Raw genomic sequence first — 24,283 nt, 5'->3', positions numbered from 1 at the left:
GCCGTCGCTGGCGTGTGGGCGGCCTGCGGGGACCGCCCGCCAGCATCGTACGGGGTGTGGCTGACCTGGGGGAGTGCCCTTCGGCAAGGCGCTCTTCCGGCACCGGGTCCGGCTCGGTGCTGTGACCTTCGGTACGGCGGCATCCGATCGGATCATCGGTATGCTCGCCGCCATGCCACCGACATCCGACGCCGTCACGCCGGGCGCCGCCGCGCCCGACCGGGGGCGTGCGGACGTCTGTCCGGGGGCGCTTCGTCTGCACACCGCCGACGACGGCGCCCTGGCCCGGGTCCGCCTGCCGGGCGGACTTCTGACGGTCCGTCAGGCCGTGGCGCTGGCCGACGCCGCGGAGGCGCTCGGCGACGGCGCGCTGGAGACCACCTCGCGCGGCAACGTCCAGCTGCGCGGACTGGCTCCGGACTGCGGCGGCGAACTCGGCGAACGGCTGCGCGCCGCCGGCCTGTTGCCCTCGGACACCCACGAGCGGGTGCGCAACATCGTGGCCTCGCCCGGCCCGTCGGACGGCGGTCGCACCGGCGTCGACGTGCACGCCTGGGCCCGCGCGCTGGACGCCGGCCTCTGCGCGAGCCCGTGGGCGACCGGCCTCTCCGGCAAGTTCCTGTTCGCGCTGGACGACGGCCGCGGCGACGTCGCCGCGCTGGACGCCGATGTGACATTGATCGCAGGCCGGGACGGGACCGCCCTGCTGCGCCTCGGCAGGGCCGCCACCGCGCGCGCCGTCCCCGCCGCCCGGGCGGTGGAGGCGGCGCTGGACGCCGCCCGTTCCTTCCTGGAGGCCCTGCGCGTCTCCGGGGCAGGGGCCTGGCACCTGCGCGAGGTCCCCGGCCTGCTGCCGCCCGGCGACGTCCCGCTGCCCGACCTGCCCGGACTGCCGGTGCCGCTCGGCGCGCTGCCCGGCGGGCTCTCCGTCGGACTCCGGTTCGGCCGGGCCACCGCCGCGCAGTGGCGCGTCCTGGCCGCCGCCGCCGAGGGGGAGCTCCGGCTCACCCCGTGGCGCGGTGCCGTCCTGCCGAGTGCCCCGGCCGACCGGCTGCCCGCCCTGACGGCGGCCGGGTACCGTACCGAGCCGGGCTCGGCCTGGGACCGGGCCACGGCCTGCACCGGGCTGCCGGGCTGCGCCAAGTCGCTCGCGGACGTCCGGACGGACGCGGCGCGGGCACTGGACGCGACGGCGGCTCCGGTCGTCGTGGTGCCGAGCCCCGCGGTGGCGGGCCCCGTGGCGCCGGCCGCCCCGGCCGGTACCGGCGTCCTGCCGGTGCACTGGTCCGGCTGCGAGCGGCGCTGCGGCCACCCGGCGGGACGCTGGGTGGACGTGCTGGCGACCGGGCGGGGCTACCGCGTGAGGGTGTCCGGCACCGCTCCGGAACCGCCCGGCGGTCCCGCGGGCAGCGTGACGGGCAGCCCTGCGAGCAGTCCCACGAACGACCCGGTGAACGACCCGGTGAACGATCTGACGAACGAGGAGACGGCCGTGGCGGTCGCCGCGGCCAGGAGGACCACCAAGTGATCGAGTACGAGAAGGACGGCGCGTCCATCTACCGCCAGTCCTTTGCCACCATCCGGGCCGAGGCCGACCTCGCCGCGCTCCCCGCGGACGTCTCCCAGGTCGCCGTGCGGATGATCCACGCCTGCGGCATGGTCGACCTGGTCGAGGACCTGGTGTACTCGCCCGGCGTGGTCGCCTCCGCCCGTGCCGCCCTGCGCGCCGGCGCGCCGATCCTCTGCGACGTCAACATGGTCGCCAGCGGCGTCACCCGCAAGCGGCTGCCCGCCGACAACGAGGTGGTCTGCACCCTCACCGACCCGTCCGTGCCCGAGCTGGCACGGGCGATGGGCAACACCCGCAGCGCCGCCGCGATGGAGCTGTGGCTGCCCCGGCTGGAGGGTGCGGTGGTCGCCGTCGGCAACGCGCCGACCTCGCTCTTCCGCCTGCTGGAGATGATCGAGGCCGGCGCCCCGCGCCCGGCGGCGGTGATCGGTGTGCCGGTCGGATTCATCGGCGCGGCCGAGTCCAAGGAGGCCCTGGCCGTGCACCCCGCCGGCCTGGAGCACCTGGTGGTGCGCGGCCGGCGCGGCGGCAGCGCGATGGCCGCCGCTGCGATCAACGCGATTGCGAGCGAAGAAGAGTGACGAACCATCAGGACGACAGTGTGACGACCGGCCGGCTCTACGGGGTCGGCCTGGGCCCCGGTGACCCGTCGCTGGTGACCGTCCGCGCCGCCGAACTCATCGGCAAGGCCGACGTCGTGGCCTACCACAGCGCGCGGCACGGCCGTTCGATCGCCCGGTCCATCGCCGAGCGGTACCTGACGACAGGTCAGATCGAGGAGAAGCTGGTCTACCCGCTCACGGTGGAGACCACCGACCACCCCGGCGGCTACCGGGGTGCGCTGGACGACTTCTACACGGAGGCCGCCGACCGGCTGGCCGCCCACCTGGACGCCGGCCGTGACGTCGTGGTGCTGGCCGAGGGGGACCCGTTCTTCTACGGCTCCTACCAGCACATGCACAAGCGCCTCGCGGACCGCTACCCGACCGAGGTGGTGCCCGGCGTGACGTCGGTCAGCGCCGCGGCCGCCCGGCTGGGCATGCCGCTCACCGAGGCCGACGAGACGCTCACCGTCATCCCGGGCACGCTGCCCGAGGAGGAGCTGACCGCGCGGATCGCCGCCGCCGACTCCGCCGTCGTCATGAAGCTCGGCCGCACCTTCCCGGCCGTGCGCCGCGCCCTGGAGCGGGCCGGCCGCCTCGGCGACGCCCAGTACGTCGAGCGCGCCTTCATGGAGGGCGAGCGGACCGCCCCGCTGGCCTCGGTCGACGCCGAGACCGTCCCCTACTTCGCGGTCGCCGTGCTGCCCAGCAGGGTCGCGCCGCTGGAGCCCCCGGCGCCGGCCCTGGAGGGCCCGGGCAGTGTGACCGTGATCGGCACCGGCCCGGCCGGCCCGCTCTGGCTCACCCCCGAGGCGCGCGGCGCCCTGTCGGCCGCCACCGATCTGGTCGGCTACACCACCTACCTGGACCGGGTGCCGGTGCGCCCCGGTCAGGCGCGGCACGGCTCCGACAACAAGGTGGAGTCCGAGCGCGCCGAGTTCGCCCTCGACCTGGCCCGCCGCGGCCACCGGGTCGCGGTCGTCTCCTCCGGCGACCCGGGCGTCTTCGCGATGGCCACCGCCGTCCTGGAGGTCGCCTGCGAGGAGGCCTACCGCGAGGTGCCGGTCCGGATCGTCCCCGGCATGACCGCCGCGCACGCCGCCGCCTCCCGGGCGGGCGCCCCGCTCGGCCACGACTACGCGGTGGTCTCCCTCTCCGACCGCCTCAAGCCCTGGGACGTCGTCGCCCGTCGTCTGCGGGCCGCCGCCGAGGCCGATCTCGTCCTCGCGCTCTACAACCCCGGCTCGCAGTCCCGCACCACCCAGGTCGGCCGTGCCCGCGACCTCCTGCTGGAGTACCGGGCCCCGGAGACCCCGGTGGTCATGGCCCGCGACGTCGGCGGCCCCACCGAGCGCGTCCGCACCGTACGCCTCGCCGACCTGGACCCGGCCGAGGTCGACATGCGCACCGTCCTCCTCGTCGGTTCCTCCCAGACCCGGCACGTCACCCGGTCCCCCCACCCCGACGTCACCTGGACCCCCCGCCGCTACCCCGAGGCCTGACCTCCCGGCCGCGGCCCCTCGGGGTCCGACCACCGGGCACCCCGCTCCGGCGGGGTGCCCGGTGGTCGCGGTAGATCTCGGAACGGTGGCCGACCCTGACCGCGAGGACGAGTAGCAGGCCACCGTCGACGGTGGAGATCACCCTCGTCCCGGCGCTCCTCGACGAGGCGCACCGGCTCGCGCTCCTCCCACTGCCGGTACTCGCGCAGGAACTCTGTCGGGACGACGGCGGCCACTTCCGGCCCGCGGCGGCCACCGACCGGCGCGCGTTCCCGAATTCCGCGCTGATCGCGTCGGTGCGGGAGCGGCGGTCCGGTTCCACGGTGCGGGTCCGGGGTCGAGTCGGGTCGCGCCGCCGTCGGCGATGCCGTCGGGTCTGCTGACGGCTCCTTCTGTCTCGGTCGTGTCATAAGAACTTCGCTGTGATGTGAAGATCTGACGCCCATACGGGGAGGGAAACGGACAAATGTCGCGTCACATGGGAGGCCGATCCTGGCGCTATCTCAGTCATGAGATATGGTCTGGCAGGTGACAGGCGACTATCTCACCCGTATCGGCACCCTCATCCGCACCGCGCGTCAGCACCGCGGTTGGTCCCAGGCTCAGCTCGGCGAGGCCCTCGGCACCAGCCAGAGCGCGGTCAACCGCATCGAACAGGGCAAGCAGAACGTCAGCCTTGAGATGATCGCCCGCATCGGCGAAGCGCTCGACAGCGAGATCGTCTCCCTCGGCTACGCAGGCCCGATGCACCTGCGGGTCGCCGGCGGCACCCGGCTCTCCGGCGCGATCGACGTCCGTAGCAGCAAGAACGCCTGCGTGGCCATCCTCTGCGCCTCGCTGCTCACCACCGGCCGCACCACCCTGCGCAGCGTCGCCCGCATCGAGGAGGTCTACCGCATCCTCGAAGTGCTCAACAGCATCGGCGTCAAGAGCCGCTGGACCAACGACGGCCGCGACCTCGAACTCACCCCGCCCGCCGAGCTCGACCTCGACGGCATGGACGTCGAGGCCGCCCGCCGCACCCGCAGCGTGCTGATGTTCCTCGGCCCGCTGATGCACCGCGCCGACCGGTTCGCCATCCCCTACGCCGGCGGCTGCGACCTCGGCACCCGCACCGTCCAGCCCCACCTGACCGCGCTGCGCCGCTTCGGCCTGGAGGTCGCCACCACCGGCGGCGCCTACCACGCCTCCGTCCAGCCCGGCACTCCGCTGGACCGGCCGATCGTGCTGACCGAGCGCGGGGACACGGTCACCGAGAACGCCCTGCTCGCCGCCGCCCGCCACGACGGCGTCAGCGTCATCCGCAACGCCTCGCCCAACTACATGGTCCAGGACCTCTGCTTCTTCCTGGAGAAGCTGGGCGTCAGGATCGACGGCGTCGGCACCACCACCCTCACCGTCCACGGGGTCCCCGAGATCACCTGCGACGTCGACTACACCCCCGCCGAGGACCCGGTGGAGGCGATGAGCCTGCTGGCCGCCGCCGTCGTGACCGGCTCCGAGCTGACCATCCGCCGGGTGCCGATCGAGTTCCTGGAGATCGAGCTCGCGGTGCTGGAGGGCATGGGCCTCGACTACGACCGCACCGCCGAGTACCCCGCCCACAACGGCCGTACCCGGCTGGTCGACCTCACCGTCCGCCCGTCCAAGCTGACCGCGCCGGTCGACACCATCCACCCGATGCCGTTCCCCGGCATCAACATCGACAACGTGCCGTTCTTCGCCGCGATCGCCGCGGCCGCCCACGGCACCACGATGATCCACGACTGGGTCTACGACAACCGCGCCATCTACCTCACCGAACTCACCCGTCTCGGTGCGGACATCAAGCTGCTCGACCCGCACCGCGTCCTCGTCCAGGGCCCGACCCGCTGGCGCGCCGCCGAGATGGTCTGCCCGCCGGCCCTGCGCCCCGCGGTCGTCATCCTGCTGGCGATGCTCGCCGCCAAGGGCACCTCGGTGCTGCGCAACGTCTACGTCATCAACCGCGGCTACGAGGACCTCGCCGAGCGCCTCAACTCCATCGGCGCGCAGATCGAGACCTTCCGCGACATCTGACGGAGCGCGTCCGTCGGCACGTCGGTTCGGTGCCCGGCCCGGGATCGGAGGATCCCGGGCCGGGCACCGGCGTGTTCACTCGCCGGTGCGGCCGTCGAGGTGTTCGCGGAGGAGGTCGGCGTGGCCGTTGTGGCGGGCGTACTCCTCGATCATGTGGGTGAGGATCCAGCGGAGCGAGTAGGCGTCGTCGCCGTCGGCCCCGGCGCTCCCCCGGTAGTGCCCGACGAAGTCCAACGACTCCGTGGCGGCGACGAGTTGCCGGGCGTGCTCGCACTCGCCGCGCCAGACGGCGAAGGCCTCCTCCGGATCGGCGTCCTCGACGTCGAACTCGCTGAAGCTCCCGTCGGGGCGCTTCCAGTAGCCGGGCACGGCCTCGTCGGCGAGGACGTTGCGGAACCAGCCGCGCTCGACCTCGGCGAGGTGGCGGGCCAGGCCGAGCAGCGAGAGGTCGGAGGGCGCGAGGGGGCGGGCGCGGAGCTGTTCGGTGGTCAGTCCGGCGCACTTCATCACGAACGTGGCCCGCTGGTGGTCCAGGAAGGTGACCAGGGTGGCACGCTCGTCGGCGGTGCGGAGGGGTTCGGTCCGCGCGGCGTCGGCGCGATCGTAGGCGTCCATCGGATCATGCTCGCAGGGCGGTCGGCCCACGGCACCGGGTTTTCGAGGGGCGGACGCGGGCCTAGGCCCTCGGGTCGAGCCCGGCGATCCACTCCTGCGCGGCTCCGACGGTCTCCACGACCGGGACGCCGGCCGGGAGCGGCGGACGCTCCACGACCACCACGGGCAGGGCCAGTTCACGGGCGGCCGTGAGCTTGGGGGCGGTGGCCGCGCCGCCGCTGTCCTTGGTGACCACGACGTCGATGCGGTGCTCGCGGAGCAGCGCGCGTTCGCCCTCCAGCGTGAACGGGCCGCGGTCCAGCAGGACGTGGAGCGAGGCGGGCACCGGCGGCTCGGGCGGATCGACCGACCGGGCCGTGAAGTGCAGACCGTCGAGGTGGGCGAACGCGCCGATGCCCTGCCGTCCGGTGGTGAGCAGGATCCGCCGGCCGAGCGGGGGAAGCAGCTCCGCCGCGGCGGCGAGGGAGGCGGCCGGGTGCCAGCGGTCGCCCTCCACCGGCGTCCAGCCGGGGCGGCGCAGTGCGAGCAGCGGCACGCCGGTCGCGGCGGCGGCCTCGGCGGCGTTGCGGGACATGACGGCGGCGAACGGGTGGGTGGCGTCGACCACGGCGTCCACCCGTTCGGCGCGCAGCCACGCGGCGAGGCCGTCCGGACCGCCGAAACCGCCGATCCGGACCTCGCCGACGGGCAGCCGCGGGTCCGCGACCCGCCCGGCGAGGGAACTGGTGACCCTGAGCGGCGAGCCGGCCAGGGCGGCGGCGAGCGTCCGCGCCTCGGTCGTCCCGCCGAGGACGAGCAGGTGGGGCGCCACTACGACCCGCAGGGCTCGTGCGGGCGCTCGCGGTCCGCCGAGTAGAGGTGGCTGTCGCGGAACTGCTCGGCGGCGAGGGTCCGGCCGACGATGATCACCGCGGTGCGGACCACGCCCGTCTCCTTCAGCTGTCCGGCGATCGAGCCGACGGTGCCGCGCAGCACCAGCTCGTCCGGCCGGCTGGCCATCGCGACGACGGCGGCCGGGCAGTCGGCGCCGTAGTGCGGCAGCAGCTGCTCCACCACGTCGTCGACGTACCCGGCGGCCAGGTGCAGGACGAGCAGGGCGCCGCTGCGGCCGAGGGTGGCGAGGTCCTCGCCCTCCGGCATGGGGGTGGCGCGCTTGGCGATCCGGGTGAGGATGACGGTCTGGCCGACGGTCGGCACCGTCAGCTCGCGCTTGAGGGCGGCGGCCGCGGCGGCGAAGGCCGGCACGCCGGGTACGACCTCGTACGGGACACCGGCCGCGTCGAGCCGGCGCATCTGCTCGGCGACGGCGCTGAACACGGACGGGTCGCCGGAGTGCAGGCGGGCCACGTCCTGTCCGGCCCGGTGGGCGCGGACCAGCTCCTCGACGATCTGGTCGAGGTTGAGGTTGGCGGTGTCGACCAGGCGGGCGCCCAGCGGGCACTCGTCCAGCAGCTCGCGAGGCACCAGACTGCCCGCGTAGAGGCAGACCTCGGCGCGGGCCAGGATCCGCTGGCCGCGCAGGGTGATCAGGTCGGCGGCGCCGGGGCCGGCCCCGATGAAGTGGACGGTCACGAGGCGTTCTCCCGGGGGGTGAGGGGCTGGGCGGCAGGCTTGGCGGCGGACCACTGGGTGACCGGCATGGCCTGGCGCCAGCCGGTGAAGCCGCCGACCGGGACGGCGTGGGCGACGGCGAGCCGCAGCAGCTCGCCGCCGTGCCGCCGGTACCACTCGGTGAGCAGTGCCTCCGACTCCAGGGTCACGGTGTTGGCGACCAGCCGCCCGCCCGGCGCCAGCGCGGTCCAGCAGGCGTCCAGCAGACCGGGCGCGGTGAGCCCGCCGCCGACGAACACGGCGTCGGGGCCGGGCAGCCCGGCGAGCGCGGCGGGTGCGGCGCCGGTGACGACGCGCAGCCGGGGGACACCGAGCGCGGCGGCGTTGCGGGCGATCCGCTCGGCCCGGACGGGGTCGCGTTCGACGGTGACGGCCCGGTTGTCGCGGTGCGCGCGCAGCCACTCGATCGCGATCGACCCGGAGCCGCCGCCGACGTCCCAGAGCAGTTCGCCGGGGACGGGCGCGAGGGTGGCCAGGGTGGCGGCACGGACGTGGCGTTTGGTCAGCTGGCCGTCGTTCTCGTACGCGCCGTCGGGCAGGCCGGGGACGACCGGGGTGCGGGGGCCGGTGTCGCCGAGGTCGGCCGCGATCAGGTTGAGCCGGTCGCCGGGCGGGTGCGGCCAGCCGTCGGCGGGCCCGTCGAGCTGCCGTTCGGCGGGGCCGCCGAGCTGTTCCAGCACCCGCAGCCGGGCGGCGCCGAAGCCGCTCGCGGTGAGCAGCGCGGCGACGGCACCGGGCCCGTCGGCGTCGGCGCTGAGGACGAGCAGGCGGCGCCCGGGGTTGAGGGCTAGGCGCAGGGCGTCCAGGGGGCGGCCGACCAGGCTGACGACCTCGGTGGACTCCAGCGGCCAGCCGAGCCGGGCACAGGCGTACGTCACGGAGGAGGGGTGCGGCAGGACGCGCAGCCGGTCGGGGCCGGCGATCTCCGCGAGGGTGCGGCCGATGCCGTAGAACATCGGGTCGCCGCTGGCCAGGACGGCGACGCGGCGGTCCGCGTACCGGGCGAGCAGCCCCGGGACGGCCGGGCGCAGCGGGGTCGGCCACGGCACCCGTTCGGCGGAGACCTCGTCCGCGGGGAGGAGGTCGAGCTGCCGGGGGCCGCCGATCACCACCTCGGCCGTCCGCAGCGAGGCCCGCGCGGTGCCGGCGAGGCCGGGCCAGCCGTCCGCCCCGATCCCGACGACGGTGAGCGGGGGAGGCTGCTGGGGCACCGGGGGGCTCCTTGTGGATCTGCGGGGGTGGCTCGGGGCCCGCCGGCCGGGTTTGCGGTTTCGGCCCCGGGGCAGCCTACCTGGCGCTGTCCGTCCGGGGGGTGGCCAGGGTGCATGCCCTGCCGGGCGGGGTTAGCGTCGACCGGGGGGACCTCAGCACGCAACGGAGGGCACCATGTCCGAGTCAGCGGTCCCGTACACCACCAACAACGCCGGGATCCCGGTGCCGAGCGACGACAACTCGCTCACGGTGGGGAGGGACGGCCCGATCCTGCTCCACGACCACTACCTGATCGAGAAGATGGCCCAGTTCAACCGTGAACGGGTGCCGGAGCGGGTGGTGCACGCGAAGGGGTCCGGGGCGTACGGCGTCTTCGAGACGACGGAGGACGTCAGCCGCTACACGAAGGCGACGTTGTTCCAGCCGGGCAAGCGGACGGAGATGCTGGCCCGGTTCTCGACCGTCGCCGGTGAGCAGGGCAGCCCGGACACCTGGCGCGACCCGCGCGGCTTCGCGCTGAAGTTCTACACCGAGGACGGCAACTACGACCTGGTCGGCAACAACACGCCGGTCTTCTTCGTCCGCGACACGATCAAGTTCCAGGACTTCATCCGCTCGCAGAAGCGGCGCACGGACAACGGCCTGCGCGACCACGACATGCAGTGGGACTTCTGGACGCTCTCGCCGGAGTCCGCCCACATGGTCACCTGGCTGATGGGGGACCGCGGCCTTCCGAAGTCGTACCGGCACATGAACGGGTACGGCTCGCACACCTACATGTGGATCAACTCCGGTGGCGAGCGGTTCTGGGTGAAGTACCACTTCAAGACCGACCAGGGCGTCGAGTTCCTCACCCAGGCCGATGCCGACCGGCTGGCCGGCTCCGACCCGGACCTGCACCGCGAGGACCTCTGGCAGGCGATCGACGGGGGCAACCCGCCGTCCTGGACGCTGTACGTGCAGGTGATGCCGTTCGACGAGGCGCCCGGTTACCGGTTCAACCCCTTCGACCTCACCAAGGTCTGGCCGCACGGCGACTACCCCCTGGTCAAGGTCGGCACGATGACCCTGAACCGCAACCCCGAGGACTACTTCGTCCACATCGAGCAGTCCGCCTTCGAACCGGCCAACCTGGTGCCCGGGATCAGCGTCTCGCCGGACAAGATGCTGCTCGGCCGGATCTTCTCCTACCCCGACACCCACCGGTACCGGATCGGTCCCAACTACGCGCAGCTGCCGCCGAACCGGCCGCACGTCCCGGTGCACTCGTACGCCAAGGACGGCCCGATGCGGTTCGACCCGGCCCGTACCGCGGCGCCGTACGCGCCCAACTCCAAGGGCGGGCCGGCCGCGGACCCGAAGGTGTACGACGATCCGTCCGCCGGCTGGCAGACCTCCGGCGACATGGTGCGCGAGGCCTACTCGCTGCACGCCGAGGACGACGACTGGGGTCAGGCAGGCACGATGGTCCGCAAGGTGCTGGACGACGCGGAGCGCGACCGGCTGGTCTCCAACATCGTCGGGCACCTCAAGGGCGGGGTGAGCGATCCGGTGCTGGACCGGGCGGTGCAGTACTGGCGCAACGTCGACAAGGCGCTCGGCGACCGGGTCGCCTCGGGCGTGGGCAAGGACTGACGCCCGAGGTGCGAGGGCGTGACGACCTGAGCGCGTGACGACCTGAGGGCGTGACGGCGAGGGAGGGCGCGGGCCGAGGACGGGGCCCGCGCCCTCAGCGTGCCCGCAGCCAGTCCCCGGACGCGATCAGCGCGGGGTGCGCGCGCAGCCGGGCGGCGACGTCCGGGCCGGCCAGGTACACCCACGCCTCCGCCGTGCCGCCGTCGGCGGTCCGGACGGCCAGCCGCTCCCGGACGTACTCCCCGGTGCCGTCCGTCCGGCAGTCCTCCAGGCGGTCCAGGGCGGTGAGCGCCTCCGGGTACGCGCCCCGGCGGACCGTGACGAGTTCGCCGACGATCCGCCGCCCGGGCGCGGCGTCCGGTACCGCGTAGGGGAACCCCGGTCCCTCGTGCAGGGCCGCTCCTTCCAGGACCGCGCCGCGGACCTCGGCGCACCGGCCCGCCAGGTACACGGCGTGGTTGCGCCCGCCGGGGCGGAGCGTGCCGTAGACGAAGAAGGGGAGGTCGGGGGCGGGCGGGGCGGTGGGCATGGGGCTCTCCTGCGGGACCGGGCGGCCGACGGACGGCATCGGCGGGTGACAGATTCCAGCACTCGTCGTCCGCCGGGCGCCACCCCCCGGTCGTCGTTCGTGGTCCGGAGTCCGCGCGCCGCCCGTCGGCCTCCGTCCGCTGCGTCGTCCGCAGCCTCGTCCGCTGCTCTGCCGTCACCCCGCCGCCGGCTGCCGTCCGGTGCCGGGTTTGTCCGGATGGGGCTGCTTTCGGTGCCCGGTGGCCGATCGTCCGGTGATACCCACTGGCGTCCAGGTCGGCTGATGCGGTGTCATGGCGGGTGAACGCCAGTACCGTCTTAGGGGGACACCCATGACAGCACCCGTCGCAGGCAAGCCGGGCGCGGCCTCTGCCGCCGCACCCGCCGGTGCCGCACCCGCACCCGCCGATGCCCGTCCCGCCGGCGCCGGCCCCGTCGACGCGGGCCCCGCCGGTGCCGGTCCCGCGGCGGCGCGGTTGGGAGGGCAGGTGTGGGTGGCCCTCGGGATCGTGTACGTGGTGTGGGGGTCGACGTACCTGGCGATCCGGATCGCGCTGGAGACGATGCCGTCCTTCCTCTCCGCCGCGGCACGGTTCCTGACCGCCGGCCTGCTGCTCGTCGGGTTCGTCGCGCTCCGCCACGGGCGCGAGGGGCTCCGGGTGGACCTGCGGCAGCTGGGGTCCTCCGCGCTGGTCGGCGGGCTGCTGCTGACCGGCGGGAACGGCCTGGTGGTGCTCGGCGAGAACTCGATCCCGTCCGGTCTGGCCGCGCTGGTGGTGGCCGTGGTGCCGCTGTGGATGGTCCTGTTGACGGCGGCGGACGGCCACCGGCCCAAGCCGGTGGAACTGGCCGGCGTCCTGTTCGGACTGGTCGGGCTGGGGGTGCTCTCGGCGCCCGCGATCGGCGGCGACATCGCGATCGGCGGCGTGATCGCGGTGGTCTGCGGCACGGTCACCTGGGCGTTCGGGTCGTTCGCCGCGAAGCGGATCCGGATGCCCGGCAACGTCTTCGCCGCGAGTGCCTACCAGATGCTCGCCGGCGGGCTCGGCAACCTGCTGATAGGACTGGTGCGCGGTGAGCAGCACGGGCTCGACCTCGGCGAGGTCTCCGGGCGGTCCTGGCTGGCACTCGGGTTCCTGGTCGTGTTCGGCTCGCTGGTCGCCTACACCGCGTACGCGTGGCTGTTGCGCTCGGCGCCGCTGACCCTGGTCGCCACCTACGCCTACGTGAACCCGGTGGTGGCGGTGCTGCTCGGCTGGCTGGTGCTGGCCGAGCCACTGACCGGCCCCACCCTGCTGGGTGGGGCGATCGTGGTCGTGGGTGTCTGCCTGGTGGTGAGCGTCAGTCGGACTTCGCGTAAGTGAGGACGGCGACCCCGTTGTCGAAGGTGCGGGACGCTTCGAGTCGGAAGGTGTGCGGCGCGAAGCCCGCGCGGAACATCGGAATGCCCGAGCCGGTCACGACCGGATACTGCTTGACAATCAACTCGTCGATCTCGGGGAGGAGTTGTCCGGCCAGATCGGCGCCCCCGCACAGCCAGATGCCGAGGCCGTCCTCCTGCTTGAGTGCGCGGACCCGGGTCAGCGGGTCGGCGGCCGTGACCTCGACCGCGGGGTCGGGGCTCTGCGTCAGGGAGTGGGAGAAGACCAGCTGTCGCAGGTGGGCGTAGGGGTTGGCGAGCCCGAGGGGCAGCCCCGGTTCGTACGTGCCGCGACCCATGAGCACGGTGTCGAAGCGCCTGTTGGGAGCGTCCGCCGCGCCCAGTGCGGTGCGGCCCGGCGTGGGCAGGGTCTCGGGGAACTCGCCGACCATGAAGGAGAGGAAGTCGCCGGAGACGTACTGCATGAGGACCTCGAAGTCGCCGTCCGGCGCGGCGATGAAGCCGTCGAGGGTGGCGCCGACGTAGTAGGTGAGCTTGCGCATGCACGTCCTTGGGTTTCGGTGAGGGCCTCGCGCCCTGACCACGACAGTTATAGTACTCCGATCGTAGTGGCTGCAAGGGGGATCCGGGAGGAGCTGATCTCCGACCCGTGACCGCGTCCGCCGTCCCGTCCCTCACCTCGTCCGGTGGCTCGCCCTCACCGGTGCGGCGCGGTGCGCGCGAGGACCGCCTCGATCAGGTCCGCCCGCTCGGCCACCCCGGCTGCCGGGACGTCGATCAGCCGGTAGCCGCGCGCCCGGTAGGCCCGCTCGTGCAGCCGCTCGAAGGTCAGCGCGTCCTCGAAGGAGATCCGCCGGGCGGCCGTCGGCTCGACGAAGCCGAGGTTGCGGACGAAGAACACCTCGCTCCGGTAGACGTGTTCGTCGCCGATGCGCCGCAGCTCGGCGGTGAGCGCGGGGGACGCGGGGCGGCCGAGGAAGGTGCGCAAGGCCTCGGTGCAGACCGGGGACCGGTCGTGGAACCGGACCTCCCCGGGCGCCGTCGCCGTCGCCGCCCGCTCGCGCTGCAGGGTGACGACCTCGTCGACGAAACCGGCCCGCGTCCACGGCTCCGGATCCCCGGCGGCCTGCCGGCGGGCGATCACGTCGGTGGCGGCCTCCGCCGTGACGGAGTAGCCGCGGCGGGCCAACTCTGCCAGCAGGGTGGTCTTTCCGGCGCCCGGTGTGCCGGTGAGGATGTAACGACGCACGTCTTCCCCCGTCTTTCCTTCTCTTCCCCTGTTCGCTCCGTCCGTTCCGTCCGTGCCGCCGGTGCCGTCCGTGGGGCTCGTGCCGCCGGTCGACCGGTCGCCGCTGCCGGGCCGCCGTCCGCTCAGACGAACCGGATGTGCCGGACCCCGACCAGGGCGCGTCGAAGGCGCCCGCGCAGCGGGCCGTCGGTGTTCGGCGTGAGTGTCAACCCGGCTGCCGCGGCGAGGTGTTCGGCCACCTGGGGCACGGTGAGGCGGTCGGTCCGGACGTGTTCGCCGAACTCGTCGCGGCTGAGGCGGTCCAGGCAGTGGTCGAGCCGCGACACCGCGAAGCTCTCCCGGCGCAGTGGCGCGTCCTTCCCGGCGACCAGCCGCACGGCGTGCCCGGCCCCGCGTTCGCGCAGCCGTCGCAGCACCTCCTCCCGTTCGGCCAGGAGGGCGAAGTGCCGGACGTCGTGGCCTCGTTCGCGCAGCCGGCCCACGGTCTCGGCGAGGTAGGCGGGCTCGGTGACCGTCATCGGCGCGATCACCGTGCCCCGGTGGTGGCCGAGCGTGCGGTCGAGCACCTCGTACACGCCCTGGCGCCAGGCGGGCAGGTCCTGGAAGTCTCCCCGCAGTGGCCGGGGGGTCATCCGGTGCAGCCCGAAGCCGACCTCCTCGGGGTCGCAGACCACGCTGCCGGGCAGCCGTCGCCGCAGCTCGTGCGACACCTGGGTCTTGCCGCCGCCGAACGGGCCGTTGATCCACAGGAGCATGCCGACCAGCCTACGCCGGGACGCCCGCGCCCCCGGCCGACCCGCCCGGGTCGGTCAGAACAGTGCGGACGGCTTGCCGGCCCACCAGTTGCCGGGCGCGTCGGGGTCGCGACTGGTCCAGAACTCGACGATGCCGGAGACGAATTCGGCGGCGGAGAGCCGCCCGTCACCGTCCAGGTCGAGCCGGCGGAACGCCTCGTCCGCGTCGTCGCGGGAGAGCGCGGAGAAGTGGCCCCGCTGGAAGACGAAGAACTCGCCGGCGTCGACGGTCCCGCTGCCGTCCACGTCGGCGACGGCCAGGAACGCCTCGGCCAGCGTCCCGAAGACGGCCCGTGCGGCGGCCGGGTCGTCGGCGACCGAGAGGGTCGAGGCGGTGAACTGCTCCCGGGTGACCGCCGTGGTGCCCTCCGGCAGGTGGGCGAGGTGCAGGTCGCGCCAGATGGCCAGGTAGGCGCCGACGATCCGTTCCTCCGTCGCCGACCCCTCGGCGTGGCCGAGCGACCGGGCCACCGCGTGCCCCATCAGGACGTGGTCGCGCTCGGTCAGCAGGCCGTCCCCGTCGGCGTCCAGATGGTCGAAGCCGTGGTTGATCTTGGCGACCAGCAGTTCCTCCGACACGGTGCCCCCTCGGTTGGTGATCGCTCCGAAGTCTGCACGCTAACCCGCCGCCGCGCCGTCGCGCAGCCGAAGCCGGCAACCGCCTCCCGCCCCCGCCTCCCGTCCCGGCCGCCCCTGCCGGACCCGCCGCCCCTGCCGGACCCGCCGCCCCTGCCGGCCCGGTGGCGGCCGTCGGCGGCGAGCGGCGCGACACGGGTGTGCCGCACGCTCCTCGCCGCCGACCGTCCCGGGCGGGAGCGCGTCCTCAGCCCGCGCTCCGGAGCGCCGCGTCCGCCAGTCGTTCCGCCAGGTCGCCGAAGGCGGAGCCGAGTTCCTCGTCGGCGACGCCCCCGGCGTAGGACTGGAAGGCCAGCGCGGCCTGGGCCTGGACGGCCGGGGTGGCGTACACGGGGTCGATCGGGTAGGGCTCCCCGGGCGGCCAGGGCAGCGGCCAGTGCTTCGGCCACGGGATCCTGCCGTGCGGGGTGCCGCACCAGTCGTCACCGACCTCGGTGAGGATGTTCCGCACGTTGCCACCGGAGAGGCGGGCGGTGATGGCGGCGTTGGCCACCGCGTTGACGGTGCCGGAGACGGCGAGCCGCAGCTCGGCGGCGCCCGGCGGGATCGGTTGCGGGTCGAGGGTCACGGGCCCGCCGCCGCTGTTGGCGAGGTGCACGTGCCGGGTGGGGCCCAGGACGGGCAGGTGCGGGGTGATGCCGTCGATCGCCTCGGGATGGAGGCGGCCCAACAGGTAGAGGAGGGTGGCGGATTGGCGGACTAGGCTCATCGGAACCCCTTCTTGGGGACGCGCGGGTCACTGCCGGTGATCGATCGTAGACGGAGCGGTGCCGGGGTGCCGGAACCGACACGGCGGGAAGGGGCGCCGGCCGGGCCTCAGTGCGCGGCTGCCAGCAGCTCCCGGGTGTACTCGGTGTGCGGGGCGGCGAACAGCTGGTCCCGGTCGGTGGACTCGACCAGCCGGCCCCGGTGCATCACGGCCACCCGGTCGCAGAAGTGCCGGACCACCGCGAGGTCGTGGGAGACGAACAGGAAGGCGACGTCGAGCCGTTCGCGCAGCTCCATCAGCAGGTTGAGCACCTGGGCCTGGACCGAGACGTCCAGTGCGGAGACCGGTTCGTCGGCGATGATCAGCCGGGGTTCGGGGGCGAGCGCGCGGGCGATGCCGATCCGCTGGCGCTGGCCGCCGGAGAACTCGTGCGGGTAGCGGTCCAGGTGCGAGGACGGCAGGCCGACCTGTTCCAGCAGTTCGGCGGACCGGTCGCGGCGTTCCGCCGGGGTCAGCGCGGTGTGCAGGCTCAGCGGGGTGTCCAGGGTCTGGGCGATCGTACGGCGCGGGTTGAGCGAGGCGTACGGATCCTGGAAGACCAGCTGGATCTCCTTGCTGAGGCGCCGTCGGAGCGCCCGGTCCGGGGCGGTGGCGTCCACGCCGTCGTACCGCACGGTCCCGCCGGTGACGGGCTGGAGGCCGGCCAGGACGCGGGAGGTGGTGGACTTGCCGGAGCCGGACTCGCCGACCAGTCCGAGGGTCTCGCCGGGGGCGATCCGCAGGCTGACCTCCTCGACCGCCCGGACGGGTTCGGCCCGGCGGCCGGGGAAGCGGCGGCGGCCGGGGAAGTGCACGGCGAGGTCCTCGACCTCGACCAGCCATCGACCGTCCCGCGCGGCCCCGCCGGGTGAACCGCCGGGAGCGTCCTGGGGAGCACCGGCTCCGGCACGGGCACGGGCTCCGGTGTCGGCGCCGGAACCGTCGCGCCCGGCGAAGGAGAACGAGGGCGACGGGTCGTCGACCGTCGGCAGCGGCGTGCCCGGCACCGTGTCCAGCGTGAGCGCGGCGCCCACCAGGGCCCGGGTGTAGGGCTGCCGGGGGGAGGCGAGCAGCGACGCGGTCGGGGCGGTCTCCACCTGCTCGCCCCCGCGCAGCACCAGGGTCCGGTCCGTCGTGCCCGCGACCACACCCAGGTCGTGGCTGACCAGCAGCACCGCCGTGCCGTGTTCGCGCTGCAACTCCCCGAGCAGGTCGAGGACCTGGCGCTGGACGCGGGCGTCGAGGGCGGTGGTCGGCTCGTCGGCGATCAGCACGTCGGGGTCGTTCATCAGCGCCATCGCGATCATCACGCGCTGTCGCATGCCGCCCGAGAACTGGTGCGGGTAGTCGCGGACCCGGGTGCCCGGGATGCCGACCCGGTCCAGCATCTCGGCCGCCCGCCGCCCGGACTCGGCGCGCCCGGCACCGGGGTGGTGCAGCCGGTACATCTCGGCGAGCTGCGCACCGACCCCGTGGAACGGGCTGAGCGAGGTGAGCGCGTCCTGGAAGACGAGCGCCACCCGGCCGCCGCGCACCTCGCGCAGCACGGACTCCTCGGCGCCCACCAGCTCCTGCCCGCCCAGCCGGATCGAGCCGGTGACGGTGGTGGTGCGCGGGTCGTGCAGGCCGAGCACGGCGAGTCCGGTCACGGACTTGCCGGAGCCCGACTCGCCCACCAGACCGAGCACTTCGCCCCGGGCCAGGTCGAAGGAGAGGCCGCGTACGGCGGCCACGGGGGCGCCGCCGCGCGGGTCGGCGAAGGAGACGGTCAGGTCGCGGACGCGGAGCACGGGCTCCTCGGCGGGGGCGGATGCCGACGCGGACGCGGCCGTGGCGGCGGGGTCCGGGGTGGTGGCGGGCTCGGTCATCGGGACAGGCTCCAGGAACGGCGGGGCGGGGTCAGCTGAGGCGGATGCGCGGGTCGAGCCAGGCCACCACGAGGTCGGCCAGCGCGACGAAGAGCACGACGAAGCAGGAGGCCAGCAGCACCGCACCGACCACGGCCGGCAGGTCCTGCCCCTCGACGGCCTCGATGGCGAACCGGCCGATGCCGTTCAGCCCGAACACCGTCTCGGTGATCACCGCACCGCCGAGCAGCGCGCCCGCCTCCAGGCCGAGCAGCTGCACCAGCGGTCCGGCCGCGCCGCGCGAGGTGTACTTGAGGTGGGCGCGGAGCCGGCCGAGGCCCTTGCCGCGCGCCGTCCGGACGTACTCCTCGTTCATCGTCTCCAGCAGCTGGGAGCGCGAGAGCCGGGCGAACACGGCCGAGTTGACGAAGCCGAGGACGAGCCAGGGGAGCAGCATCCCGCCGGCCCAGGCGGCCGGGTCGGTGGCCGGCGGGGTGTAGGAGGGCAGCGGTAGCAGCCCGCTGGTGTAGACCAGCCCCCACTGTGCGACGTACCCGAGGAAGTAGATCTGCACGCTGGCGCCGACCAGGGTGAAGCCGGAGAGCAGCTTGTCCGTCCGGGTGCCGTGGCGCAGGGCGGCGACGAAGCCGGTGCCGAGCCCGAACAGCAGCAGGAACGCGAAGGCGCCGACGGCCAGCGAGACGGTGACGGGCAGGTGGTCGACCAGAGCCTCGGTGACCGGCTGGTGCAGCCGGTAGGAGTAGCCGAGGCAGGGCGCGTCGCAGTGGATGACCGAACCGTCGACGTCCTTGATGTCCCGGCCGGCGACGACCCCGGCCAGGTAGTCGGTGTACTGGGCGAGGAGCGGCTGGTCCAGGCCCATGCTCGAACGGACCGCCGCGACCTGGCCGGTGTCGCAGCGCGGACCGCAGGCGGCGCGGGCCGGGTCGGCGGGGGCGGCGTAGAAGAGGACGAAGGCGGCGGCGGAGACCGCGGCCAGGACGGCGATCGCCTGGAGGATCCGCCGCAGGGCGAAGGAGAGCATGGTGGCCGGTCCGAATCAGAGGGCGTCGGGGTGGGCGGCCCCGCCCGCGCGTGCGGTGCACGGCGCGGCGGGCGGGGCCGCCGGGGACTTCGGGGCGTCAGGACTTCAGGTAGACCCAGGCCAGGCTGACCGAGCCGTAGATCGGGTGGATGAACGTCCCGCCGACGTTGGCGCCGCGCAGCTGGTTCATGTTCGGGTAGGCGAACGGCAGGACCGGCAGCTCCTTCATCACGGTCTGCTCCAGCGCGTACAGCTCCTTGGCCTTCTGGCGCGGCTCGCCGATCTGGTTGATCCGGTCGATCTCCTTGTCGACCTCGGCGTTGCGGTAGCGGGCGGAGTTGAGGTCGCTGTTGGCGCGGCCGTCGAAGGAGAACGGGATCAGCGTGGAGGGCGTCGGCCAGTCGACCGAGCTGGTCTCCTCCCACAGGTCGTAGGGGGAGTCGGCGCGGTGCGTCTCGTCCAGCAGCGCCTTGGGGTCGATCGGCTTGGGCACGACGGTGATGCCGGCCTTGGCGAAGCCGTCGACCAGGACCTGGGCGACCCGCTGCCCGTTGGGCGTGTTGGCGTACGCGTAGGTGAGCGAGGCGGGGGCCTGCTTGGCCTTGGCGAGGGTGGCCTTGGCGGCGTCCGGGTCGCCCTCCGGCTTGGCCGGGTCCAGGTCGTACTTCTGCCAGTCGACGAGCGCGGGGGAGCTGAGCGTGGTGGCGAGTTCGCCGGCCCGGGTGCCGCCCTGCACCTGGCGGGCCTGCTGGCGCGGGTAGGCGAGGTGGAGGGCCCTGCGGACCTCGACGTCGGCCACCCGCTCGTTGTTGATCACGAGCTGGGTGACGAAGGCGCCCTGCCGGCCCGAGACGACCAGTTCCTTGGCCTTCGGGTCGGTGTCCACGGTCTGGTACAGCTCGGGGGAGAGCTGGGTGGCGACCGTGGTCGCGTCCGCTCCGCCGTCGCGCCCGGAGAGGATCTCCTGGTTGATGTTGAGCGCTTCCTTGCCGAACGTGAAGACGAACTTCTCCGGGTACTGGTTGCGGATCGGGTCGCTCTCCGGCTTCCAGTGCGGGTTGCGCTCCAGGACCAGGCGGGTGTTCTGGACGTGCTCGACGATCCGGTACGGGCCGCTGGAGTACGGCAGCCGGTCGTAGTCCGTGCCGGTGTCCTTGTCCTTGCGCACCGGGGACGAGGAGGACTGGGCGGCCATGTAGGGCACGTCGGCCTGCGGCTGCGGGAAGTGGAAGACGATGGTGCGGTCGTCCGGCGTCTCGATCGCGGCGAGGTCGCCGTCCTGCGGGCCGCCGTACTTCTTGCGGGCGTCGTCGTAGCTCGCCTCGCCGGTGAGCCACTGCGGCCAGTACGGCGGGCCGACCTCGTAGCCCTTGCCGAAGCTGCGCTGGATGCCGTACTTGACCTGCTGGGAGGTGATCGGCCGGCCGTCCTCCCAGGCCACGCCCTCCTTCAGCCTGTACGTCCAGGTGCGGCCGCCGTCGGCGGGGGTGCCGGTGTCGGTGGCGAGGTCGCCGACCAGCTTCGCCTTGCCGTCCACCACCTGGTACTGGGTGAGCTGGCGGCCCCAGAGCAGCGAGGTGTTGTAGGCGGCGCCCGCGTACACCTTCTGCGGGTCGAGGTGGCGGAAGTCGGTCGCGTTGTAGACGTTCACCGTGCCGCCCGCGCGGGCACCGGGCACGGCGGGGGCCGGTCCGGCGCTCTCCTTCTCGGTGCCGAGCGCGGCGGTCAGCGGCGAGGTGTCCTTCGGCGAGGCGGCGGTGCCGGTGGAGGTGGAGCCCGCGCCGGCCGAGCAGGAGGTCGCCAGCAGGGCGGTCGCGACGACGGCGAGGGACGGTCTGATCCAGCGCATGGCGAATCTCTCCTTGCCCCGGGGGCCCGGGGCGGATAGGTGAACGGCGAAAGAAGGGAGGAAGGTCGGGGAGGGCCGGACGGCCGGCGGCGAGCGGTCGGGGACCGGCCGCCTCAGCGGGCGCTGCGCGGGTCCAGCGCGTCCCGGACGGCGTCGCCGAGCAGGTTGAAGGCGAGGACGAACAGCAGCAGCGCGATGCCGGGGAAGAACATGTACGTCGGATCGGCCTGGAAGACCTCGGAGCCGCGGGAGATCATCCGGCCCCAGTCCGGGATCGGCTCGTTGATCCCGACGCCGAGGAACGACAGCACCGCCTCGGAGGCGACGAACGTCGGCACCGCCATGGTGGCGTGCACCAGCAGCTGCGCCCGGACATTCGGCAGGAGTTCACGGAAGACGATATGGAATCCGCTCGCTCCCATCGCCCGTGCGGACTGCACGAAATCCCTTTCCCGGAGCGACCTGACGGTGGCGCGAAGGGAAAGCGCCAGCGGAATCCAGCCGAACGCGGAGAACACCAGGATGAGGACGAGGAACTGCATCCAGTCGGGTTCCGCGGTGCCGGGATCGACCAGCCGGGACTGGATCACCGGGCTGATCGCGAGCAGCAGGAGCAGCGTCGGGAACGCCAGCAGGACGTTGGAGAGGAAGCCGAACAGCCGGTCGGTGATCCCGCCGAGGTAGCCCACCGCGACCCCGGCCAGCACCCCGAGGGTGGTGGTGACGGCGGCCGCGACGAAGGCGATGAGCAGCGAGGTGCGGATGCCGTAGAGCAGCTGGGTGAGCACGTCGCGGCCGAGACCGGGCTCCAGGCCGAACCAGAACTCCCCGGAGATGCCGCCGTTGGGCGCGACCGGCAGGCCACCGTCGCTGAGCAGGCCGGGAGTGTTCTGGCCGTAGTGCTCGGTCGGGTTCTTGCCGTACAGCGCGGCGATCAGCGGGGCCGCGACGGCGAGCAGGAGGAAGAGGAGGACGACGGCGAGGGAGACGGCTCCCGTGCGGTCGCGGCAGACGCGCCGCAGCAGGCTCGCGGGGGCGGGCGCCCGGTCCGGCGCCGGGCCGGGATCCTGGGAGCCCGACCGGGTGGGCGCCGTGGGCGCCGTGGGTGGCGTCCGGGGGGCCGGCTCCGCGGCGGGCCCTGCGACTGGTTCGACCACTGCCATGAGAGGCGTACTCCCCGAATTCTCCGCCGCCCCGTGGGTGAGGGTGCGCTGACGTGCATTTTCGGGCGGCCGGTCCGGGGGTTTCCCGGTGGGCCGCCGAGCGCCATCAGATCGGATACCGAGGGAGTTCCGCAAATCATTCCCCGGGCCTGTCGTCGGCTTTGTTGCGGGAATGACGGCGGCTTCATTCCGCCGCAATACTGCCGTAGCAGTAGAACGGACATACGCGGACAAAAGTCATGTCATGTCCGCTGTCGTCCCGCATTTTGAGATCTCCGACACAGGAGCGGCGGCGTTGATACGATTCCGGCGGGCCGCGACTGGCGCGCACGGATGGAATCGACCATCGGGAAGCGGCCCCGTGCCGAATCACGTCAAGTCGCCGAGCGCCTGGGCCCCCCGAACCTCCTTCCAGGAGACCGTCATGGCCCAGCAGCCCCACACGGCCGCCACCCCCTCCGCCAACACGGCGTTCCGATCGGCCCTCGACGTCGTCCGCGAGGTCGAACCGCGGATCGCCGCCGCCGTCGGCCAGGAGATCGACGACCAGCGCGCCTCGCTCAAGCTCATCGCCAGCGAGAACTACGCCTCCCCGGCCGTCCTGCTCGCGATGGGCAACTGGCTCAGCGACAAGTACGCCGAGGGCACGGTCGGCCGGCGTTTCTACGCGGGCTGCCGCAACGTCGACACCGTCGAGAGCATCGCCGCCGAGCACGCCCGCGCCCTGTTCGGCGCCGAGCACGCCTACGTCCAGCCGCACTCGGGCATCGACGCCAACCTGACCGCGTTCTGGGCCGTCCTCTCCCAGCGGGTGGAGAGCCCCGCCCTCCGGCGTGCCCGGGTCCGCAACGTCAACGACCTCACCGAGCAGGACTGGGCCCTGCTGCGCCAGGAGCTCGGCAACCAGCGGATGCTCGGCATGTCCCTGGACACCGGCGGTCACCTCACCCACGGCTTCCGCCCCAACATCTCCGGCAAGATGTTCGACCAGCGCAGCTACGGCACCGACCCGGTCACCGGCCTGATCGACTACGACGCGCTGCGCGCCACCGCCCGCGAGTTCCGCCCGCTGATCCTGGTGGCGGGCTACTCCGCCTACCCGCGGCTGGTCAACTTCCGCGTGATGCGCGAGATCGCGGACGAGGTCGGCGCGACCCTGATGGTCGACATGGCGCACTTCGCCGGCCTGGTCGCGGGCAAGGTGCTCACCGGCGACCACGACCCGGTCCCGCACGCCCAGATCGTCACCACCACCACCCACAAGTCGCTGCGGGGCCCGCGCGGCGGCATGGTGCTCTGCACCGCCGAGCTTGCCGAGCACGTCGACCGCGGCTGCCCGCTGGTCCTCGGCGGCCCGCTCTCGCACGTCATGGCGGCCAAGGCGGTCGCGTTCGCCGAGGCCCGCCGCCCGGAGTTCCGGACCTACGCCCGCCAGGTCGTCGACAACGCCCAGGCGCTCGCCGAGGGCCTGCTGCGGCGCGGCGGCACGCTGGTCACCGGCGGCACCGACAACCACCTCGTCCTCGCCGACGTCTCCGGCCACGGCCTGACGGGCCGCCAGGCCGAGGCGGCGCTCCTCGACTCCGGCATCGTCACCAACCGCAACTCCGTCCCGCAGGACCCGAACGGCGCCTGGTACACCTCCGGCGTCCGGATCGGCACGCCCGCGCTCACCACGCGCGGCCTGGGTGTCGCCGAGATGGACGAGATCGCCGCCCTGATCGACACCGTGCTGCGGTCGACCACCCCGGCCGCCACCGCCGCGGGCGCCCCCTCCAAGGCCCAGTACGTCCTGGACCCCGCCGTCGCCGACGGCATCGCCAAGCGCGCCGCCGACCTCCTCGCCGGCTTCCCGCTCTACCCGGGCGTCGACCTGGCGTAGTCGCCCCCGCGGGGTGCGGGGGCGACCCCCGCACCCCGCCGCCGCACCCCGCCCCTGGCGCCGCGGGCGGAGATCATCTCCGTGATGATGACAAATCGGACACCTGGGCGGCAGTATGGATGAACGCTCCTCCGCCCCCCGAACATCTCCGATCAGGTCCTTCCACAGAATCGCCGGGCGGCGAAATACTTTGCTCCGGGCTCTCTCCAACTCCGTTCGGTGACCGGTAGATTGCAGCGAGCTCGGGTACCGGGGCTACCGTTTGCGGCAGGTTGAGCCGCGTTCGCGCGCCCGGTCCGCCGTCCGTCCCGGGCGGTGAACCGGCGGAGACCCGTCACCGACCGGCAGCAGCGCGC

Annotated in this window: 21 protein-coding genes and 1 riboswitch; of the genes, 7 read left to right on the top strand and 14 right to left on the bottom strand. The window is 73.6% G+C overall.

Features of this window, described 5'->3' with window-relative positions; translation table 11 throughout:
• Nucleotides 1-172: 172 nt before the first annotated feature.
• The 4 genes from PUR56_RS11795 (at nt 173) to PUR56_RS11780 (ending at nt 5,732) form a co-directional block, all read left to right on the top strand.
• Nucleotides 173-1,528, top strand: a complete 1,356-nt coding sequence (locus PUR56_RS11795; RefSeq protein WP_329948844.1) for a hypothetical protein — start codon at nt 173-175, stop codon at nt 1,526-1,528.
• Nucleotides 1,525-2,151 (top strand): precorrin-8X methylmutase, encoded by a 627-nt coding sequence (locus PUR56_RS11790; protein WP_329880364.1) that lies wholly within the window; start codon nt 1,525-1,527, stop codon nt 2,149-2,151. Before PUR56_RS11795 ends, PUR56_RS11790 begins: the two co-directional genes overlap by 4 nt.
• Nucleotides 2,148-3,674: a precorrin-2 C(20)-methyltransferase gene (locus PUR56_RS11785; RefSeq protein ID WP_329880362.1), complete on the top strand. Its 1,527-nt coding sequence runs from the start codon at nt 2,148-2,150 to the stop codon at nt 3,672-3,674. Before PUR56_RS11790 ends, PUR56_RS11785 begins: the two co-directional genes overlap by 4 nt.
• A gap of 528 nt (nt 3,675-4,202) precedes the next feature.
• Nucleotides 4,203-5,732 carry a UDP-N-acetylglucosamine 1-carboxyvinyltransferase gene (locus PUR56_RS11780; protein ID WP_329880360.1) on the top strand — a complete coding sequence of 510 codons (1,530 nt, stop codon included), beginning with the start codon at nt 4,203-4,205 and terminating at the stop codon, nt 5,730-5,732.
• Nucleotides 5,733-5,807: 75 nt separating this feature from the next.
• Here PUR56_RS11780 and PUR56_RS11775 read toward each other — a convergent pair whose 3' ends face one another.
• From PUR56_RS11775 to cbiE, 4 genes are all read right to left on the bottom strand, one after another.
• A complete protein-coding gene (locus PUR56_RS11775) occupies nt 5,808-6,347 on the bottom strand; it encodes a DinB family protein (RefSeq protein ID WP_329948843.1) in 540 nt (179 codons plus the stop codon).
• A gap of 61 nt (nt 6,348-6,408) precedes the next feature.
• On the bottom strand, nt 6,409-7,158 hold the full coding sequence (locus PUR56_RS11770; protein ID WP_329948842.1) for a cobalt-precorrin-6A reductase: 750 nt from the start codon (nt 7,156-7,158) through the stop codon (nt 6,409-6,411).
• Nucleotides 7,158-7,919 (bottom strand): precorrin-4 C(11)-methyltransferase, encoded by a 762-nt coding sequence (gene cobM, locus PUR56_RS11765; RefSeq protein WP_329948841.1) that lies wholly within the window; start codon nt 7,917-7,919, stop codon nt 7,158-7,160. The genes PUR56_RS11770 and cobM overlap by 1 nt, the downstream gene beginning before the upstream one ends.
• Nucleotides 7,916-9,169 carry a precorrin-6y C5,15-methyltransferase (decarboxylating) subunit CbiE gene (cbiE, locus tag PUR56_RS11760; RefSeq protein ID WP_329948840.1) on the bottom strand — a complete coding sequence of 418 codons (1,254 nt, stop codon included), beginning with the start codon at nt 9,167-9,169 and terminating at the stop codon, nt 7,916-7,918. The genes cobM and cbiE overlap by 4 nt, the downstream gene beginning before the upstream one ends.
• Nucleotides 9,170-9,344: 175 nt before the next feature.
• Between cbiE and PUR56_RS11755 the strand changes: the two genes are divergently transcribed.
• On the top strand, nt 9,345-10,805 hold the full coding sequence (locus PUR56_RS11755) for a catalase (protein WP_329948839.1): 1,461 nt from the start codon (nt 9,345-9,347) through the stop codon (nt 10,803-10,805).
• Between the two features lie 94 nt (nt 10,806-10,899).
• On the opposite strand, the gene PUR56_RS11750 is transcribed toward PUR56_RS11755, so the two are convergent.
• Nucleotides 10,900-11,334 (bottom strand): gamma-glutamylcyclotransferase family protein, encoded by a 435-nt coding sequence (locus PUR56_RS11750; protein WP_329948838.1) that lies wholly within the window; start codon nt 11,332-11,334, stop codon nt 10,900-10,902.
• 331 nt (nt 11,335-11,665) lie between these two features.
• Here PUR56_RS11750 and PUR56_RS11745 point away from each other — a divergent pair, with 331 nt between their 5' ends.
• A complete protein-coding gene (locus tag PUR56_RS11745; RefSeq protein WP_329948837.1) occupies nt 11,666-12,697 on the top strand; it encodes an EamA family transporter in 1,032 nt (343 codons plus the stop codon).
• On the opposite strand, the gene PUR56_RS11740 is transcribed toward PUR56_RS11745, so the two are convergent.
• From PUR56_RS11740 to PUR56_RS11700, 9 genes are all read right to left on the bottom strand, one after another.
• Complete coding sequence (locus PUR56_RS11740; protein ID WP_329948836.1) at nt 12,675-13,256, bottom strand: dihydrofolate reductase family protein; 582 nt, start codon at nt 13,254-13,256, stop codon at nt 12,675-12,677. The genes PUR56_RS11745 and PUR56_RS11740 overlap by 23 nt on opposite strands.
• A gap of 155 nt (nt 13,257-13,411) precedes the next feature.
• Nucleotides 13,412-13,963, bottom strand: a complete 552-nt coding sequence (locus PUR56_RS11735) for an AAA family ATPase (protein WP_329948835.1) — start codon at nt 13,961-13,963, stop codon at nt 13,412-13,414.
• 122 nt (nt 13,964-14,085) lie between these two features.
• Nucleotides 14,086-14,718, bottom strand: a complete 633-nt coding sequence (locus PUR56_RS11730) for an AAA family ATPase (RefSeq protein WP_329948834.1) — start codon at nt 14,716-14,718, stop codon at nt 14,086-14,088.
• 54 nt (nt 14,719-14,772) lie between these two features.
• Complete coding sequence (locus tag PUR56_RS11725) at nt 14,773-15,336, bottom strand: EF-hand domain-containing protein (protein ID WP_329880345.1); 564 nt, start codon at nt 15,334-15,336, stop codon at nt 14,773-14,775.
• 244 nt (nt 15,337-15,580) lie between these two features.
• A complete protein-coding gene (locus tag PUR56_RS11720) occupies nt 15,581-16,102 on the bottom strand; it encodes a hypothetical protein (protein WP_329948833.1) in 522 nt (173 codons plus the stop codon).
• Between the two features lie 107 nt (nt 16,103-16,209).
• Nucleotides 16,210-18,009, bottom strand: coding sequence for an ABC transporter ATP-binding protein (locus PUR56_RS11715; RefSeq protein ID WP_329948832.1), 1,800 nt, complete (start codon nt 18,007-18,009; stop codon nt 16,210-16,212).
• 31 nt (nt 18,010-18,040) lie between these two features.
• On the bottom strand, nt 18,041-19,033 hold the full coding sequence (locus PUR56_RS11710; protein ID WP_329948831.1) for an ABC transporter permease: 993 nt from the start codon (nt 19,031-19,033) through the stop codon (nt 18,041-18,043).
• A gap of 97 nt (nt 19,034-19,130) precedes the next feature.
• The gene (locus tag PUR56_RS11705) at nt 19,131-20,882 is read right to left on the bottom strand and encodes an ABC transporter substrate-binding protein (RefSeq protein ID WP_329948830.1); all 1,752 of its coding nucleotides are present in this window, start codon (nt 20,880-20,882) and stop codon (nt 19,131-19,133) included.
• Between the two features lie 113 nt (nt 20,883-20,995).
• Nucleotides 20,996-22,045, bottom strand: coding sequence for an ABC transporter permease (locus tag PUR56_RS11700; protein ID WP_329948829.1), 1,050 nt, complete (start codon nt 22,043-22,045; stop codon nt 20,996-20,998).
• 306 nt (nt 22,046-22,351) lie between these two features.
• Nucleotides 22,352-22,448: riboswitch (ZMP/ZTP riboswitch) on the top strand.
• Between the two features lie 21 nt (nt 22,449-22,469).
• On the opposite strand from PUR56_RS11700, the gene PUR56_RS11695 reads away from it, so the two are divergent.
• Nucleotides 22,470-23,927, top strand: a complete 1,458-nt coding sequence (locus PUR56_RS11695) for a glycine hydroxymethyltransferase (RefSeq protein WP_329948828.1) — start codon at nt 22,470-22,472, stop codon at nt 23,925-23,927.
• Nucleotides 23,928-24,283 lie beyond the last annotated feature (356 nt).

The organism is Streptomyces sp. BE303 (genome assembly GCF_036290945.1).
Lineage (GTDB): Bacteria > Actinomycetota > Actinomycetes > Streptomycetales > Streptomycetaceae > Kitasatospora.
Note: the sequence above shows the minus strand (reverse complement) of the source record. Positions and strands in the feature narration are given on the sequence as shown.

Excerpts from the sequence above, each read along its gene's own strand:
- PUR56_RS11720 (WP_329948833.1), bottom strand. The coding sequence starts at position 16,102 with ATGAGCCTAGTCCGCCAATCCGCCACCCTCCTCTACCTGTTGGGCCGC.
- PUR56_RS11755 (WP_329948839.1), top strand. The coding sequence starts at position 9,345 with ATGTCCGAGTCAGCGGTCCCGTACACCACCAACAACGCCGGGATCCCG.
- PUR56_RS11715 (WP_329948832.1), bottom strand. The coding sequence starts at position 18,009 with ATGACCGAGCCCGCCACCACCCCGGACCCCGCCGCCACGGCCGCGTCC.
- PUR56_RS11710 (WP_329948831.1), bottom strand. The coding sequence starts at position 19,033 with ATGCTCTCCTTCGCCCTGCGGCGGATCCTCCAGGCGATCGCCGTCCTG.
- PUR56_RS11695 (WP_329948828.1), top strand. The coding sequence starts at position 22,470 with ATGGCCCAGCAGCCCCACACGGCCGCCACCCCCTCCGCCAACACGGCG.
- PUR56_RS11705 (WP_329948830.1), bottom strand. The coding sequence starts at position 20,882 with ATGCGCTGGATCAGACCGTCCCTCGCCGTCGTCGCGACCGCCCTGCTG.
- PUR56_RS11740 (WP_329948836.1), bottom strand. The coding sequence starts at position 13,256 with ATGCGCAAGCTCACCTACTACGTCGGCGCCACCCTCGACGGCTTCATC.
- PUR56_RS11730 (WP_329948834.1), bottom strand. The coding sequence starts at position 14,718 with ATGCTCCTGTGGATCAACGGCCCGTTCGGCGGCGGCAAGACCCAGGTG.
- PUR56_RS11795 (WP_329948844.1), top strand. The coding sequence starts at position 173 with ATGCCACCGACATCCGACGCCGTCACGCCGGGCGCCGCCGCGCCCGAC.
- PUR56_RS11750 (WP_329948838.1), bottom strand. The coding sequence starts at position 11,334 with ATGCCCACCGCCCCGCCCGCCCCCGACCTCCCCTTCTTCGTCTACGGC.
- PUR56_RS11745 (WP_329948837.1), top strand. The coding sequence starts at position 11,666 with ATGACAGCACCCGTCGCAGGCAAGCCGGGCGCGGCCTCTGCCGCCGCA.
- PUR56_RS11775 (WP_329948843.1), bottom strand. The coding sequence starts at position 6,347 with ATGGACGCCTACGATCGCGCCGACGCCGCGCGGACCGAACCCCTCCGC.
- PUR56_RS11700 (WP_329948829.1), bottom strand. The coding sequence starts at position 22,045 with ATGGCAGTGGTCGAACCAGTCGCAGGGCCCGCCGCGGAGCCGGCCCCC.